The following is a 16,578-nucleotide window of genomic DNA, read 5'->3' on the forward strand; positions in this document are numbered from 1 at the left end:
GATGCCCGGTCATTTTTTGAAAGGCCACGGAGGCTGTTATGCTCAGTATCTTTAAACCTGCGCCACATCGGGCGCGACTGCCAGAGGCAGAGATTGATCCTCTCTACCGCCGTCTGCGTTGGCAAATCTTCCTCGGGATCTTCTTCGGGTATGCGGCGTACTATCTGGTACGTAAAAACTTTGCGCTCGCCATGCCGTACCTGGTGGAGCAGGGCTTCTCTCGCGGCGATCTGGGATTTGCGCTGTCGGGGATCTCCATCGCGTACGGTTTTTCAAAGTTCATTATGGGGTCGGTGTCGGATCGTTCGAATCCGCGCGTGTTCCTGCCCGCCGGTCTGATCCTCGCGGCAGCGGTGATGCTGTTCATGGGCTTTGTGCCGTGGGCGACCTCAAGCATTGCCATCATGTTCGTGCTGCTGTTCCTCTGCGGCTGGTTCCAAGGGATGGGATGGCCGCCATGCGGACGCACCATGGTTCACTGGTGGTCACAGAAAGAGCGTGGTGGAATTGTATCGGTCTGGAACTGTGCGCATAACGTCGGGGGCGGGCTTCCGCCGCTGCTGTTCCTGCTGGGGATGGCCTGGTTCAACGACTGGCACGCGGCGCTCTATATGCCTGCCTTTGGCGCCATTCTGGTGGCGATTATCGCCTTCGCTCTGATGCGCGACACCCCACAGTCCTGCGGCCTGCCGCCGATTGAAGAGTACAAAAATGACTATCCGGATGATTACAGCGAGAAGCACGAAGAAGAGCTGACCGCGAAGCAAATCTTCATGAAGTACGTGCTGCCGAACAAGCTGCTGTGGTACATCGCGGTGGCGAACGTGTTTGTCTACCTGCTGCGTTACGGCATCCTCGACTGGTCCCCGACTTACCTGAAAGAGGTGAAGCATTTCGCGCTGGATAAATCTTCCTGGGCCTATTTCCTGTATGAATACGCGGGCATTCCCGGCACGCTGATCTGCGGCTGGATGTCGGACAAAGTGTTTAAGGGCAACCGTGGGGCAACGGGCGTGTTCTTTATGACGCTGGTGACCATCGCGACGGTCGTTTACTGGCTTAACCCGCCGGGTAATCCGGGTGTGGATATGGCCTGTATGATCGTCATCGGCTTCCTGATTTATGGTCCGGTTATGCTGATCGGCCTGCACGCGCTGGAGCTGGCACCGAAGAAAGCGGCAGGCACGGCTGCGGGCTTTACCGGTCTGTTCGGCTATCTCGGCGGTTCGGTCGCGGCGAGCGCCATTGTGGGCTATACCGTTGACTTCTTCGGCTGGGACGGCGGCTTTATGGTGATGATCGGCGGAAGCGTGCTGGCGGTACTGCTGCTGGTTGTTGTGATGATCGGTGAAAAACGTCACCACGCCGAAGTGCTGGCGCGTCGTCAATAAGGAGCATTGCGATGAAATTAACTCAGTTAGCAACCGGCCTGCTGCTGGCGGGCCTGATGACAGGCTCCGCGCTGGCGGCAGATAAGATCGTGATCGCCCACCGTGGCGCCAGCGGTTATCTGCCGGAGCATACGCTGCCGGCAAAAGCGATGGCCTATGCCCAGGGCGCGGATTATCTGGAGCAGGATCTGGTGATGACGAAGGACGACCAGCTGGTCGTCCTGCACGACCATTATCTTGACCGCGTGACGGACGTGGCAGAGCGTTTCCCGGATCGCGCCCGTAAAGATGGTCGCTACTACGCTATCGACTTCACGCTGGCGGAGATCCGCTCGCTGAAGTTTACCGAGGGCTTCGAGATTGAAAACGGTAAGAAGGTACAGGTCTATCCGGGACGTTTCCCGATGGGCAAGTCTGACTTCCGTATTCACACCTTCGAAGAGGAGATCGAGTTTGTTCAGGGGCTGAACCACTCGACAGGAAAAAATATCGGTATCTACCCGGAAATCAAAGCGCCGTGGTTCCACCATCAGGAAGGAAAGGACATTGCCGCGAAGACGCTGGAGGTACTGAAAAAGTACGGCTACACCAGCAAGCAGGATAAGGTTTTCCTGCAATGTTTCGATGCCGCGGAACTGAAGCGCATCAAAACTGAGCTGGAGCCGAAGATGGGGATGGATCTCAATCTGGTGCAGCTGATTGCCTATACCGACTGGAATGAAACCCAGGAGAAACAGCCGGACGGGAAGTGGATGAATTACAGCTACGACTGGATGTTCAAGCCGGGCGCGATGAAGCAGATTGCGCAGTACGCTGACGGCATCGGGCCGGATTATCACATGCTGGTGGCGGAAGGCTCAACGCCTGGCCACGTGAAGCTGACGGCGATGGTGAAAGAGGCGCACGCCAGCAAGATGCAGGTGCATCCGTACACGGTGCGTGCCGATCAGCTGCCGCCATATGCCACCGATGTGAATCAGCTTTACGAGGTGTTGTATAAGCAGGCGGACGTGGACGGGCTGTTTACGGATTTCCCGGATAAAGCGGTGACGTTCTTAAAATAGAAAAAGGGCCGTAAGGCCCTTTTTTACATCTCGATCTCAATATCGCCTTTTGCCCGGCAGCAGCAGGGCAAAATTTCCCCTTCACTGATAAAGGCCAGCGGTTCGGTCAGCCAGTCCACCTGGCCTGCGACCAGACGGCAGCGGCAGGAACCGCAATAGCCTTCACGACACTGGTACTCTACCTCAACCTGATGCGCTTCAAGCGCCACCAGCAGAGAAGGATGCTCTTCCTGGCACAACACCTCTGTACCAGAAAGGCTCAGCGTTACGCGGCTCATCAGAGCTGGAAGTCGCTCAGGTCGTCGGTGTTGACTTCAGAATCAATCTGACCGACCAGATAAGAGCTCACTTCCACTTCCTGCGGCGCAACCTGCACGTTATCGGACACCAGCCAGGTATTGATCCACGGAATTGGGTTAGAGCGCGTCTGGAATGGCAGATCGAGACCCACAGCCTGCATGCGGATGTTAGTGATGTACTCCACGTACTGGCACAGAATGTCTTTGTTCAGGCCAATCATGGAGCCGTCGCGGAACAGGTAGTCTGCCCACTCTTTCTCCTGCTGGGCGGCCTGCAAGAACAGGTCGTAGCACTCCTGTTTGCACTCTTCGGCGATTTCCGCCATCTCCGGGTCGTCCGCACCGCTGCGCAGCAGGTTTAGCATATGCTGGGTGCCGGTCAGGTGCAGGGCTTCGTCACGGGCGATCAGACGGATAATTTTGGCGTTACCTTCCATCAGCTTGCGCTCGGCAAAGGCGAAGGAGCAGGCGAAGCTCACGTAGAAGCGGATCGCTTCCAGCGCGTTGACGCTCATCAGGCACAGATAGAGCTGCTTTTTCAGGGCCCGCAGGTTTACGGTAACGGTTTTGCCGTTCACGTTATGCGTGCCTTCGCCCAGCAGATGCCAGTAGCTGGTCATCTCGATCAGCTCGTCGTAGTAGTGCGCAATGCCTTCGGCGCGCTTCTGGATCTGTTCGTTGGTGACGATATCGTCAAACACCACCGCCGGATCGTTCACAATGTTGCGGATGATGTGGGTGTAAGAGCGGGAGTGGATCGTCTCGGAGAACGCCCAGGTTTCTACCCAGGTTTCCAGCTCAGGAATCGAGATTAGCGGCAGCAGCGCCACGTTCGGACTACGTCCCTGAATGGAGTCCAGCAGCGTCTGGTACTTCAGGTTGCTGAGGAAGATGTGCTTTTCGTGTTCCGGCAGCGCCTGGAAATCGATACGGTCGCGGGAAACGTCAACTTCTTCCGGACGCCAGAAGAAGGAGAGTTGCTTTTCAATCAGCTTTTCGAAGATGTCATATTTTTGCTGATCGTAGCGTGCCACGTTGACCGGCTGGCCGAAGAACATCGGCTCTTTGAGCTGGTCGTTTTTCGTCTGTGAAAAGGTGGTATATGCCATTGCGGTGAGTCCTGTGGTGTTATTTCCCCTCACCCCGGCCCTCTCCCACAGGGAGAGGGGGAAAGAGTTCCCTCTCCCTGTGGGAGAGGGTTAGGGTGAGGGAATTTATTAGATCTTACATGCGCCGCTTTCGCAGCCATCGTCCTGAATTGACGGCGCCAGGTCGTCCTGGGCGTCTTCCGCACCATCACGGGTGTTGTGATAGTACAGCGTTTTCACGCCAAATTTGTAGGCGGTCAGCAGGTCTTTCAGCAGCTGCTGCATCGGTACCTTGCCGGACGGGAAGCGCGTCGGGTCGTAGTTGGTATTGGCAGAGATCGACTGGTCGATAAACTTCTGCATGATACCCACCAGTTGGAGGTAGCCGTCGTTGTTTGGCATTTCCCACAGCAGCTCGTAGTTGTCACCCAGCGTTTCGTAATCCGGTACCACCTGACGCAGCACGCCGTCTTTCGACGCTTTAATGCTGACGTGCCCGCGCGGTGGCTCAATACCGTTAGTGGCGTTGGAGATCTGCGAAGAGGTCTCGGACGGCATCAGGGCAGAGAGCGTGGAGTTACGCAGGCCGTGAGTTTTAATGGACTCGCGCAGGCCTTCCCAGTCGAGGTGCAGCGGCTCGCTGACGATCGCATCCAGGTCTTTTTTATAGGTGTCGATCGGCAGAATGCCTTTCGCGTAGGTGGTTTCGTTGAACCACGGGCACGCGCCTTGCTCTTTCGCCAGCTCGTTAGAGGCTTTCATCAGGTAGTACTGGATCGCTTCGAACGTCTGGTGCGTCAGATTGTTGGCGCTGCCGTCGGAGTAACGCTTGCCGTTTTTCGCCAGCCAGTAGGCGAAGTTGATTACGCCGATACCTAAAGTGCGACGGCCCATTGCGCCGCGTTTTGCCGCCGGGATTGGGTAATCCTGGTAGTCCAGCAGGGCGTCGAGGGCACGAACAGCCAGCACCGCCAGCTCTTCCAGCTCGTCCAGGCTCTTAATGGCACCCAGGTTGAACGCAGAGAGCGTACACAGCGCGATTTCGCCGTTTTCGTCGTTCACATCGTCCAGCGGTTTGGTCGGCAGGGCGATCTCCAGGCACAGGTTAGACTGGCGCACTGGCGCAACCACCGGATCGAACGGGCTGTGGGTGTTGCAGTGGTCAACGTTCTGGATGTAGATACGGCCGGTAGAAGCACGTTCCTGCATCATCAGGGAGAACAGATCGACCGCCTTCACGCGCTGCTTACGGATGCTGTCGTCTTTTTCATATTTGGTGTACAGACGCTCGAACTCATCCTGATCGGCGAAGAACGCGTCATACAGGCCCGGGACGTCGGATGGGCTGAACAGGGTGATGTCTTCCCCTTTCAGCAGGCGGGTGTACATCAGCTTGTTGATCTGCACGCCGTAGTCCATGTGACGCACGCGGTTGCCTTCCACGCCGCGGTTGTTCTTCAGAACCAGCAGGCTTTCCACTTCCAGGTGCCACATCGGGTAGAACAGGGTCGCAGCGCCACCGCGCACGCCGCCCTGAGAGCAGGATTTTACTGCCGTCTGGAAGTGCTTGTAGAACGGGATACAGCCGGTGTGGAACGCTTCACCGCCGCGGATTGGGCTGCCAAGCGCACGGATACGACCGGCGTTGATGCCGATACCGGCACGCTGGGAAACGTATTTCACGATGGCGCTGGAGGTCGCGTTGATGGAATCCAGGCTGTCACCACACTCGATCAGGACGCAGGAGCTGAACTGACGGGTAGGGGTACGCACGCCAGACATGATTGGCGTAGGCAGAGAAATCTTGAACGTAGAGACCGCATCGTAGAAACGCTTCACGTAGTCCAGACGGGTTTCGCGTGGATAATTAGAGAACAGGCAGGCTGCCACCAGAATATAGAGGAACTGGGCGCTTTCGTAGATCTCACCGGTTACACGGTTCTGAACCAGGTATTTGCCTTCGAGCTGCTTCACCGCCGCGTAGGAGAAGTTCATGTCGCGCCAGTGATCGATAAACCCGTTCATCTGCTCGAACTCTTCTTCCGTATAGTCTTCCAGCAGATGCGTGTCGTATTTGCCCAGCTCAACCATTTTCACTACGTGATCGTAAAGCTTCGGCGGCTCGAACTGACCGTAGGCTTTTTTACGCAGGTGGAAAATCGCCAGACGCGCAGCGAGGTACTGATAATCCGGTGCGTCGCGGGAGATCAGATCTGCCGCTGCTTTGATAATGGTTTCGTGGATATCAGACGTTTTGATGCCGTCGTAGAACTGAATGTGAGAACGCAGTTCAACCTGGGAGATAGATACGTTGTTCAGTCCTTCTGCTGCCCAGTCGAGAACTCGATGGATTTTGTCCAGATTGATACGCTCGGTGGTACCGTCGCGCTTTGTCACCAGCAGACTCTGATTCATGTGGGTTTTTACCTGTCCGTGAAATAAAAAATATCCCCCGCTTATCCACAGACCCGTCTTGTGACTAACTCTGTGGATAAATACTACATATAGGGGTTTTGCGATAAGAAGAACGCTATATGGTGAGTATTCTAGTAAGGATTCTTTTCAGTACAAGGGTTGATTTTGACGTTAAATTGAGGTTGTGAAAGGGTAAAAAAGGCTAAGTCCTCGTGCCGTAAGGCCTGGAAGAGATGTCAATAATTAAGAAAAAAAATTCAAAATTTGATCGAGTGCTGATTTCTTCAACGGGAGGTCAGAATTGCGCAACATGATGTCGCGCAATCTTTATAAGAATAACGAATGACGTTAGTCGTTTTTGGCGGTTGTGTGCAACATATAGTTAACATCCACGCCCGGGGCAAGTTTGAATTTATCGGTCAACGGGTTGTAGTGCAGGCCCGTCATGTGCTGCTCCTTAAGCCATGTCTGGTCAACCCAGCCCAGCAGTTCGGCAGGCTTGATGAACTTCTTCACGTCGTGCGTCCCTTTCGGCACCATGCGCAGCACATATTCCGCGCCTACCACGGCCATCAGCCAGGCTTTGCCGTTGCGGTTGATGGTCGAGAAGAAGACCTGTCCACCCGGTTTCACCAGGTTTGCACAGGCGCTGACGACCGACTGCGGATCGGGAACGTGCTCCAGCATCTCCATGCAGGTCACCACGTCATACTGGTGCGCATGTTTTGCCGCGTGCTCTTCCACGGTTTCCTGAACGTATTCTACCTGTATGCCGGACTCCAGCGCATGAAGACGCGCAACCTGTAGAGGTTCGAAGCCCATGTCCAGACCGGTGACGGTGGCCCCTTCACGCGCCATACTTTCCGCCAGGATGCCGCCGCCGCAGCCGACGTCGAGCACTTTCTTACCGAACAGACCGCCGGAACGCTCCGCGATATAGCCCAGACGCAGCGGGTTAATACGATGCAGAGGTTTGAACTCACCTTCGAGATCCCACCAGCGGGACGCCACCGCTTCAAATTTGGCAATCTCTTCGTGGTCAACGTTGTGAGCCACCGGGGATTTTTCGGCATTCATGGGCGCTTTTACTCCTTATTTAGCAAGACAAATGAGTATATCAGGCAATCCCTGTGAATAAAGCGTATAGGTTTACCTGTATCACCGCGGCTGTGTTATAATTTGCGACCTTTGAATCCGGGATACAGTAGAGGGATAGCGGTTAGATGAGCGACCTTGCGAGAGAAATTACACCGGTTAACATCGAGGAAGAGCTGAAAAGCTCCTATCTGGACTATGCGATGTCGGTCATTGTTGGCCGTGCGCTGCCGGACGTCCGCGATGGCCTGAAGCCGGTACACCGTCGCGTACTATACGCCATGAACGTATTGGGCAATGACTGGAATAAAGCCTACAAAAAATCTGCCCGTGTCGTTGGTGACGTAATCGGTAAATACCATCCTCATGGTGATTCCGCGGTGTACGACACCATTGTCCGTATGGCGCAGCCCTTCTCGCTGCGTTACATGCTGGTAGATGGTCAGGGTAACTTTGGTTCTATCGACGGCGACTCCGCCGCGGCAATGCGTTATACGGAAATCCGTCTGGCGAAGATTGCCCATGAGCTGATGGCTGACCTGGAAAAAGAGACGGTTGATTTCGTTGATAACTACGACGGCACGGAAAAAATTCCTGACGTCATGCCAACGAAGATCCCAAACCTGCTGGTGAACGGTTCGTCCGGTATCGCCGTCGGTATGGCAACCAACATTCCACCGCACAATATCACGGAAGTGATCAACGGCTGCCTGGCCTACATTGACGATGAAGACATCAGCATTGAAGGGCTGATGGAACACATCCCGGGCCCGGACTTCCCGACGGCGGCAATCATCAATGGCCGTCGCGGTATTGAAGAAGCGTACCGTACCGGTCGCGGCAAGATTTACATCCGTGCCCGCGCCGAAGTGGAAGCGGACGCCAAAACCGGCCGTGAAACCATTATTGTTCACGAGATCCCGTATCAGGTGAACAAAGCGCGACTGATTGAAAAAATCGCCGAGCTGGTAAAAGAAAAACGCGTTGAAGGCATCAGCGCGCTGCGTGACGAGTCTGACAAAGACGGTATGCGCATCGTGATTGAAATCAAGCGCGACGCGGTGGGTGAAGTTGTGTTGAACAACCTTTACTCCCAGACTCAGCTTCAGGTCTCCTTCGGTATCAACATGGTTGCGCTGCACCATGGCCAGCCGAAGATCATGAACCTGAAAGAGATCCTGAGCGCGTTCGTGCGTCACCGCCGTGAAGTGGTGACTCGCCGTACCATCTTCGAACTGCGCAAAGCGCGCGACCGTGCCCATATCCTTGAAGCACTGGCCGTTGCGCTGGCGAACATCGACCCGATCATCGAGCTGATCCGCCGTGCGCCGACGCCAGCAGAAGCGAAGGCGTCGCTGGTTGCGCGTCCATGGGATCTGGGCAACGTGGCGGCGATGCTGGAACGTGCCGGCGATGACGCTGCGCGTCCTGAGTGGCTGGAGCCGGAATTCGGCGTGCGTGACGGTCAGTACTACCTGACTGAACAGCAGGCCCAGGCGATTCTGGATCTGCGTTTGCAGAAACTGACCGGCCTTGAGCATGAAAAACTGCTCGACGAGTACAAAGAGCTGCTGGAGCAGATTGCCGAGCTGCTGCATATCCTGGGTAGCGCAGAGCGCCTGATGGAAGTGATCCGTGAAGAGCTGGAGCTGGTTCGCGATCAGTTCGGCGACGAGCGTCGCACCGAAATCACGGCCAACAGCTCTGATATCAACATTGAAGATCTGATCAACCGCGAAGACGTGGTAGTGACGCTGTCTCACCAGGGCTACGTGAAGTATCAGCCGTTGACCGACTACGAAGCTCAGCGTCGGGGCGGTAAAGGCAAATCTGCGGCGCGTATTAAAGAAGAAGACTTCATTGATCGTCTGCTGGTGGCGAACACCCATGACACGATCCTCTGCTTCTCCAGCCGGGGCCGTCTGTACTGGATGAAAGTCTATCAGCTGCCGGAAGCAAGCCGTGGCGCGCGTGGACGTCCAATCGTCAACCTGCTGCCGCTGGAAGCGAACGAACGTATCACCGCCATTCTGCCAGTACGCGAGTACGAAGAGGGCGTGAACGTCTTTATGGCGACCGCGAGCGGTACCGTGAAGAAAACCGCGCTGACCGAATTCAGCCGTCCACGTTCCGCCGGGATTATCGCGGTGAACCTGAACGAAGGCGACGAACTGATCGGCGTGGATCTGACGTCCGGTTCTGATGAAGTGATGCTCTTCTCTGCCGCCGGTAAAGTGGTGCGCTTCAAAGAGAACGCCGTTCGCGCAATGGGTCGTACGGCGACCGGCGTGCGTGGTATCAAGCTGGCGGGTGAAGACTCCGTTGTTTCCCTGATCGTTCCTCGTGGCGAAGGCGCAATCCTGACCGTCACCCAGAACGGCTACGGTAAACGTACGGCGGAAAGCGAATACCCGACCAAGTCTCGCGGCACGCAGGGCGTTATCTCCATCAAAGTGACCGAGCGCAACGGTTCCGTTGTTGGCGCGGTGCAGGTGGACGACGCGGACCAGATCATGATGATCACCGATGCCGGTACGCTGGTGCGTACGCGCGTGTCTGAGATCAGCGTGGTAGGTCGTAACACCCAGGGCGTTATCCTCATCCGCACTGCGGAAGATGAAAACGTCGTCGGTCTGCAACGCGTTGCTGAGCCGGTGGATGACGAAGAGCTCGACTCTATCGACGGCAGCGTCGCGGAAGGGGATGATGAAATCGCCCCGGAAGCGGACATCGATGATGAAGCAGCGGATGACGCTGACGAGTAACGTCTCCTGACGCATAAAGGGCCGGTTTCCGGCCCTTTTGTTTTGCGCAAGCAGACAAGTGAACGTTGCGACAAGCCGCGTTTACCGCTACCTTAACCACATTCTTTTTGACCCCGACGGCGGAGCCTCGCCCCTTTGAAATACCTCGTCTCCTTTCGTACCACGTTAAAAGTCTCCCGCTATCTGTTTCGGGCGCTTGCGCTACTGCTATGGTTGCTGGTGGCACTGCTCTCGGTGTTTTACATCGTTAACGCGTTACACCAGAAAGAAGCGGAGATCCGCCAGGAGTTTAATTTGAGCTCGGATCAGGCTCAGCGCTATATCCAGCGTACGTCTGACGTGATGAAAGAGCTTAAGTATATTGCTGAGAATCGACTGACGGCGGAGAACGGCATTCTTGCCATCCGCGGTCGGGATGAAAAAACCGAAGTGCCTGATTTCGAACCGCTCTTCCCGGATTCCGATTGTTCCGCCATGGGCAAAGCCTGGCGTGGTTCACTGGAGTCCCTGTCATGGTTTATGCGCTACTGGCGCGATAACTTCTCGGCCGCTTACGATCTGAACCGTGTCTACCTGATTAGCAACGAAAATCTCTGCATGGCGGATTTCGGCCTGCGGGATATGCCCGTCGAACGCGAAGACGCGCTGAAAAGCCTGCATGAGCGCATAGTGAAATACCGTAATGCGCCTCAGGAAGAGCGCGGGAACAACATCTTCTGGATAAGCCAGGGGCCGCGCATGGGGGTCGGCTATTTCTATGCCCTGACTCCGGTTTACCTCGGAAACCGCCTGCAAGCGCTGCTGGGGATTGAACAAACCATCCGCATGGAAAACTTCTTCACGCCGGGCAGTCTGCCGATGGGCGTGACCATTCTGGATGAAAACGGCCATCCGCTCATCTCCCTTACCGGGCCTGAAAACCGCCTGAAGGTGGAACCCAGCTGGATGCAGGAGCGGTCATGGTTTGGCTATACCTCCGGGTTCCGCGAGCTGGTGCTGAAGAAAAGTTTACCGCCATCGTCGCTGAGCATTGTCTACTCGCTGCCGGTGGACAAGGTCCTGGAGCGCATTCGCATCCTGATCCTTAACGCCATTTTGCTGAACATCGCGGTAGGCGTCGCGCTGTTTATGCTGGCGAGAATGTATGAGCGGCGGATCTTTATTCCGGCGGAGGCGGATGCTCAGCGTCTGGAGGAGCACGAGCAGTTTAACCGTAAAATTGTCGCCTCGGCACCGGTGGGGATCTGCATCCTGCGTACTCAGGACGGGACAAATATCCTCAGTAACGAGCTTGCCCATAACTACCTGAACATGCTAACGCATGAAGACCGTCAGCGGTTAACGCAGATCATCTGTGGGCAACAGGTTAACTTTGTGGATGTGCTGACCAGCACCCACACCAACCTGCAAATCAGCTTTGTCCATTCGCGCTACCGTAATGAAAACGTGGCGATTTGCGTGCTGGTGGACGTCTCTGCGCGCGTGAAAATGGAAGAGTCGTTGCAGGATATGGCGCAGGCGGCGGAGCAGGCCAGTCAGTCGAAATCGATGTTCCTCGCGACCGTCAGCCATGAGCTGCGTACGCCGCTGTACGGTATTATCGGTAACCTCGATCTGCTCCAGACCAAAGAGCTGCCGAAAGGGGTCGACCGGCTGGTGACGGCCATGAACAACTCGTCCAGCCTGCTGCTGAAAATCATCAGCGATATTCTCGACTTCTCTAAAATTGAATCCGAGCAGTTGAAAATAGAGCCGCGCGAGTTCTCCCCGCGCGAGGTGATGAACCATATCTGCGCTAACTATCTGCCGCTGGTGGTGCGTAAACAGCTTGGGCTGTACTGCTTTATCGAGCCGGATGTGCCCCTGACGCTGCATGGCGATCCGATGCGTCTGCAACAGGTCATCTCAAACCTGCTGAGCAACGCCATCAAATTCACCGATATCGGCTGTATTGTGCTGCACGTCTGTCGGGCAGGGGAGTACCTGACCATTCGCGTGCGCGACACGGGGGTGGGGATTCCGGCGAAAGAAGTTGTTCGCCTGTTCGATCCGTTCTTCCAGGTGGGAACCGGCGTCCAGCGTAATTTTCAGGGGACCGGGCTAGGTCTGGCGATTTGCGAGAAGCTTATCAGCATGATGGACGGGGATATCTCCGTCGATACTGAGCCGGGTATGGGCAGCCAGTTCACCATTCGTATTCCGCTCTATTCGGCGCATTATCCGGCGAAAACCACGGTCGACGGCCTGAGCGATAAGCACTGCTGGCTGGCGGTGCACAACGCCTCCTTACATGATTTCCTGACCTCAATGCTGACCAGCAGCGGCGTGCGGGTTTCGCGCTACGAAGGCCAGACGCCGGGCGCGGATGACATGCTGATCACCGACGTTGAGCCGGAACAGGCGTGGGCGGGGCGCGGCGTGGTGATGTTCTGCCGCCGTCATATCGGTATTCCGCTTGAGCGTTCGCCTGGAGTATGGGTGCACAGCGTGGCGACACCGCACGAGCTGCTGGGCTTGCTGGCGCGCATTTACAGCGTGCAGCTTGAAGACAGCGACGGCGCCACCGTGCTGGCTTCCCCTGATGAGCTGGCGTCGGTGAACGACGATATGATGATTCTGGTCGTCGACGATCATCCGATTAACCGTCGTCTGCTCGCAGACCAGCTTGGCTCTCTGGGCTATCAGTGTAAAACGGCCAATGATGGCGTGGATGCCCTGAATGTCTTAAGTAAGAACCATATTGATATTGTGCTCAGCGATGTGAACATGCCTAACATGGACGGCTACCGTCTGACGCAGCGTATCCGGCAGCTGGGGCTGACGCTGCCGGTGGTGGGGGTGACAGCCAACGCGCTGGCGGAGGAGAAGCAGCGCTGTCTGGAGTCGGGAATGGACAGCTGCCTGTCGAAGCCGGTCACGCTGGATGTACTGAAGCAGACGCTATCCGTCTATGCGGAGCGGGTACGAAAAGCGAGACAATAAAAAAGGCCCGAAAGGGCCTTTTTTATGTGCCCGGCGGCGCTGCGCTTGCGCGGGCCTGCGGGGTTTGTAGGCCGGGTAAGCGCGAGCGCCACCCGGCATAGACAGCGAAGATCAGTCTTTGTCCGTTGCGCTCAGCGTCACGGAAGAGAGATAGTTCAGCAGGGCGATATCGTTATCCACACCCAGCTTCATCATCGCGGATTTTTTCTGGCTACTGATGGTTTTAATACTGCGGTTCAGCTTCTTGGCGATTTCAGTGACCAGGAAACCTTCAGCGAACAGACGCAGAACTTCACTCTCTTTAGGCGAGAGACGCTTGTCGCCATAACCACCCGCGCTGATTTTTTCAAGCAGGCGTGAGACGCTCTCAGGAGTGAATTTCTTCCCTTTCTGTAGCGCCGCCAGCGCTTTTGGCAGATCGGTAGGTGCGCCTTGTTTCAGCACAATCCCTTCAATATCGAGATCCAGAACGGCGCTCAGGATCGCCGGGTTATTGTTCATGGTCAGAACAATGATCGAAATGTCCGGGAAGTGGCGTTTAATGTATTTGATGAGCGTGATCCCATCACCGTATTTATCTCCAGGCATGGAGAGATCGGTAATGAGCACGTGCGCATCAAGTTTAGGCAGGTTGTTAATGAGGGCTGTGGAATCTTCAAATTCACCGACTACATTCACCCACTCGATCTGTTCAAGTGATTTGCGAATACCGAACAGTACAATCGGATGGTCATCGGCAATAATTACGTTCATATTGTTCATGTATAAGGCTACCTTGCTACAGCAAGCTCTTGACGTAAGCGTCAATGTCGCTGATGTATTTTTCAATGCCAGAGGCATCTTTCTCACGAATTAGATGTTCCAGCGTTTCACATAACTGCTTGCCGGGAACCAGATTAAGCATGGCAAACACCCCTTTAAGCCGGTGTGCTGTCTGTGCCAGCGCTGCAAAATCCTGCGCAGCGGACTCAGTATACAACCGCTTAACATCATCTGGTACTGTATCAACGAAGAGCGAATAATATCCGCTGGCATGGAGTTCGGCATTTTCATCGCCGCCTAACGGTGACTCCAGGATCTCTTCCTGCGCCAGATTCTCTTCAATCAGTTGTAATACAGCTTCCTGCATTGCATTGCTCATATTAAAGTTGACGCGCAGCTGCCCAGGGCCGATTTTCCGCACGCCTGGCTCATCATCGCTTAAAAGCAAGCCTGAGGCAGTAAGATTAGACGGATTATCAGTTAAAAATAGATCAAATTCTTGACTCGCGAGCCTTTCGTCCGGGGTAATGCAGGACGCACCCCAGTTTTCCAGCTGACGTACGACGATATTTCGGATCTCACTGGAGGTCACATCCACCATCACCACCACATCGTCCAGCAGACGCTCTTCATCCTCTTCCTGTGGATTCGCCGCCATTTTAACGTGTAAAGAGTAGCGGGTGCCGAGGGATTCGCGCGCCTTAATGTTCAGATGACCGCCCAGCTTACGCGCCAGCTGATCGCAAAGCCAGAAGGTGAGGGCATTCGCCTTACCGTAGTGGTCGCGCTGGGTATCGTTCAGGAACGGGAAGTGCAGGTTATCAATTTCGCTCACGGTCACGCCTTCACCCGTATCAAGGATGCGGAACGTCAGACGATCGTCGGTGGACTCATCGGTGCTGACTTCAAGGGTGATCTTGCCGATCTGCGTCGTGGTGACGGCATACTGAATCAACATCATCAGGATGCGACGCAGGGCATCGCGATCGCCATGACGTTCGTCGTTGGCCGGTAAATGGTTGTTGATCAGCAGCTGGAGTCCCTTGCGCTTGATCACCGGCAGGACTTCCGGCACCACCTCATCAATCAGGTCCTGGATGGAGAAGAGCGTAGGGGTGCCCTTCCAGATGTCATTCTCCAGCATGTTCGCAAGCTGGATTTCATCCACCAGACGAACCAGTGAATCGGCCTGGCTGCTTAGCTGTCGGCTTTCTGGCGTGCTCAGATCAGCAATCTGCGTGGCGAGTGACTTCAACGGCTGTTTAAAGGCATCGCCAATATTTTGCATAAATGCGGCGCGGCCATGCTGGTTTTTCTCGTACAGCCTTTGCGCCTGCTTGAGCTTTTTATTCACCAGCACTTCGCGATCCTGATCGCGAATGATGAAGATTTGCGTGCGCGACGCGACCTGACTGCGGAACTGACGGATCTCATACAGTTCATTATTAATGGTGGCCTGGATGACACCCTGATGCTGGTCCGCCATGGCCGTAATATTTTGCAGGTTAAGATGCGGCAGAAGGTGATCGGCAATTTTATTGCTCATTACCGTGCGGTTTGCCTCCTGATCGTGAACGAGCACCCCAAGCGGCAGCACGGAAATAATCTCTTCATTCAGGGCACGAAGAATGCGCAGCTCGTTGCTGGTCCCGGCTGATACCGACGTCGAGTCGCTCTGGCGGCCCGACTGGAAACGGAAGGTGCTGTAACCAAACAGCGCCAGCGCCAGCAGGCCGATATTCAGCAGCAGCGGCAGCAGAATGTTTTGCAGAGTATCAAGCATCAGGGTGCCAAAAGGCACCTGCCACACCAGACGCATACCGGTTGAGTTGAGCGATGAGGCAATCTCAATCTTTGAGCCATTAAATGAGATCGCTACGCTGTCCGCGCCTTCTTTATCCGACGGCGAGCGCATATTTTGGGTGCTATTGTCTGGCTCCAGACGGAAGCTGTCCAGCGGCATATCCGGTGGGATGAGATCGTTAATCGGCAGGTCGAAGGCAACCACGGTCGCCAGATGGCCCGGCTGGTTAAAGGTGGTTCGCAGCGTAAAGTAGTGACCATTCTGCCAGGCAAGACGGCGTAATGACGAGAAACTTTCGCGCTCGTCCAGCGCGTTGGCCTGTTGCAGCATTTCTGCCCGACGGGAATCGACAATACTGCCAACGGTGGTCTCTTTAAAGCCCGACGAGAGATCCTTAAGCGGCAGGGTCGAGATCAGGATCATGCTGTTGTCCTGACCGTTCAGGTAATACATTGACCACGGTACGGTCTCGGCGCCCCACAGGGTGTCCAGATAGGAGGAGATCCGCTGCGTCATCTCAAGCGTTGCGCTGTCGTGCGAGCCGAAAATCAGGGCTTCCGTCTTGCGCTGCGGTTTTTCAAGGTAATACACATCCTGCTTAAGGCGCGTTTCCTGCAGCCCTTCGCCTGACGAGGTGGCAGGCGCGGCAGCGATATTGTCGTAGATTTGCCAGGTCGCATAGCGCCACGTATCAATGCGCTTGTGCACCGCATGGGTGATATCGACGATTTGATAGCTTTTATCTTTAAGCCAGGTATTAACGGCGCTCTGAACCATCACCCCCATTGTGACTAACAGCACAACGATCAACAGAAGAAAGAAACGGGTGATGCTGCCCGGTAGAAGGGAGAATTTGCTCGGGGCGGTAGTTTCAGTCTGACTCATCGATGTGTTTAACCCGTAATGGCCGCGC

At 55.3% G+C, this 16,578-nt stretch carries 10 protein-coding genes; 4 read left to right on the top strand and 6 right to left on the bottom strand.

Features of this window, described 5'->3' with window-relative positions:
* The first annotated feature begins 38 nt into the window (after positions 1-38).
* Together glpT and glpQ are read left to right on the top strand one after the other, a co-directional pair.
* Positions 39-1,391, top strand: coding sequence for a glycerol-3-phosphate transporter (glpT, locus tag SK53_RS01390; RefSeq protein ID WP_003859423.1), 1,353 nt, complete (start codon positions 39-41; stop codon positions 1,389-1,391).
* An 11-nt stretch (positions 1,392-1,402) separates the two neighbouring features.
* Positions 1,403-2,455, top strand: a complete 1,053-nt coding sequence (glpQ, locus tag SK53_RS01395) for a glycerophosphodiester phosphodiesterase (protein WP_023314569.1) — start codon at positions 1,403-1,405, stop codon at positions 2,453-2,455.
* Between the two features lie 23 nt (positions 2,456-2,478).
* Here the strand turns inward: glpQ and yfaE are convergent, their stop codons facing one another.
* The 4 genes from yfaE to ubiG form a co-directional block, all read right to left on the bottom strand.
* The gene (yfaE, locus tag SK53_RS01400; RefSeq protein WP_003859419.1) at positions 2,479-2,733 is read right to left on the bottom strand and encodes a class I ribonucleotide reductase maintenance protein YfaE; all 255 of its coding nucleotides are present in this window, start codon (positions 2,731-2,733) and stop codon (positions 2,479-2,481) included.
* Positions 2,733-3,863 carry a class Ia ribonucleoside-diphosphate reductase subunit beta gene (nrdB, locus tag SK53_RS01405; protein WP_023314567.1) on the bottom strand — a complete coding sequence of 377 codons (1,131 nt, stop codon included), beginning with the start codon at positions 3,861-3,863 and terminating at the stop codon, positions 2,733-2,735. Before nrdB ends, yfaE begins: the two co-directional genes overlap by 1 nt.
* A 108-nt stretch (positions 3,864-3,971) precedes the next feature.
* Positions 3,972-6,257 (bottom strand): class 1a ribonucleoside-diphosphate reductase subunit alpha, encoded by a 2,286-nt coding sequence (gene nrdA, locus SK53_RS01410; RefSeq protein ID WP_003859415.1) that lies wholly within the window; start codon positions 6,255-6,257, stop codon positions 3,972-3,974.
* A 348-nt stretch (positions 6,258-6,605) separates the two neighbouring features.
* On the bottom strand, positions 6,606-7,334 hold the full coding sequence (gene ubiG / locus SK53_RS01415; RefSeq protein WP_003859413.1) for a bifunctional 2-polyprenyl-6-hydroxyphenol methylase/3-demethylubiquinol 3-O-methyltransferase UbiG: 729 nt from the start codon (positions 7,332-7,334) through the stop codon (positions 6,606-6,608).
* A gap of 146 nt (positions 7,335-7,480) precedes the next feature.
* Here ubiG and gyrA point away from each other — a divergent pair, with 146 nt between their 5' ends.
* Positions 7,481-10,117, top strand: coding sequence for a DNA topoisomerase (ATP-hydrolyzing) subunit A (gyrA, locus tag SK53_RS01420; RefSeq protein WP_047653831.1), 2,637 nt, complete (start codon positions 7,481-7,483; stop codon positions 10,115-10,117).
* A gap of 135 nt (positions 10,118-10,252) precedes the next feature.
* The gene (gene rcsC, locus SK53_RS01425) at positions 10,253-13,099 is read left to right on the top strand and encodes a two-component system sensor histidine kinase RcsC (protein ID WP_022651523.1); all 2,847 of its coding nucleotides are present in this window, start codon (positions 10,253-10,255) and stop codon (positions 13,097-13,099) included.
* 111 nt (positions 13,100-13,210) lie between these two features.
* On the opposite strand, the gene rcsB is transcribed toward rcsC, so the two are convergent.
* Positions 13,211-13,861, bottom strand: a complete 651-nt coding sequence (gene rcsB, locus SK53_RS01430) for a response regulator transcription factor RcsB (RefSeq protein WP_003859405.1) — start codon at positions 13,859-13,861, stop codon at positions 13,211-13,213.
* Between the two features lie 16 nt (positions 13,862-13,877).
* Entirely contained in the window at positions 13,878-16,550 is a 2,673-nt protein-coding gene (rcsD, locus tag SK53_RS01435; protein WP_048208327.1) for a phosphotransferase RcsD, read from the bottom strand.
* Positions 16,551-16,578 lie beyond the last annotated feature (28 nt).

This window comes from Enterobacter sp. MGH119, from assembly GCF_001037675.1.
In the GTDB taxonomy this organism is placed as follows: domain Bacteria; phylum Pseudomonadota; class Gammaproteobacteria; order Enterobacterales; family Enterobacteriaceae; genus Enterobacter; species Enterobacter hormaechei_C.

Coding starts and splice junctions, on each gene's coding strand:
- nrdB (WP_023314567.1), bottom strand. CDS start 3,863: ATGGCATATACCACCTTTTCACAGACGAAAAACGACCAGCTCAAAGAG.
- yfaE (WP_003859419.1), bottom strand. CDS start 2,733: ATGAGCCGCGTAACGCTGAGCCTTTCTGGTACAGAGGTGTTGTGCCAG.
- glpQ (WP_023314569.1), top strand. CDS start 1,403: ATGAAATTAACTCAGTTAGCAACCGGCCTGCTGCTGGCGGGCCTGATG.
- rcsB (WP_003859405.1), bottom strand. CDS start 13,861: ATGAACAATATGAACGTAATTATTGCCGATGACCATCCGATTGTACTG.
- glpT (WP_003859423.1), top strand. CDS start 39: ATGCTCAGTATCTTTAAACCTGCGCCACATCGGGCGCGACTGCCAGAG.
- gyrA (WP_047653831.1), top strand. CDS start 7,481: ATGAGCGACCTTGCGAGAGAAATTACACCGGTTAACATCGAGGAAGAG.
- nrdA (WP_003859415.1), bottom strand. CDS start 6,257: ATGAATCAGAGTCTGCTGGTGACAAAGCGCGACGGTACCACCGAGCGT.
- ubiG (WP_003859413.1), bottom strand. CDS start 7,334: ATGAATGCCGAAAAATCCCCGGTGGCTCACAACGTTGACCACGAAGAG.
- rcsD (WP_048208327.1), bottom strand. CDS start 16,550: ATGAGTCAGACTGAAACTACCGCCCCGAGCAAATTCTCCCTTCTACCG.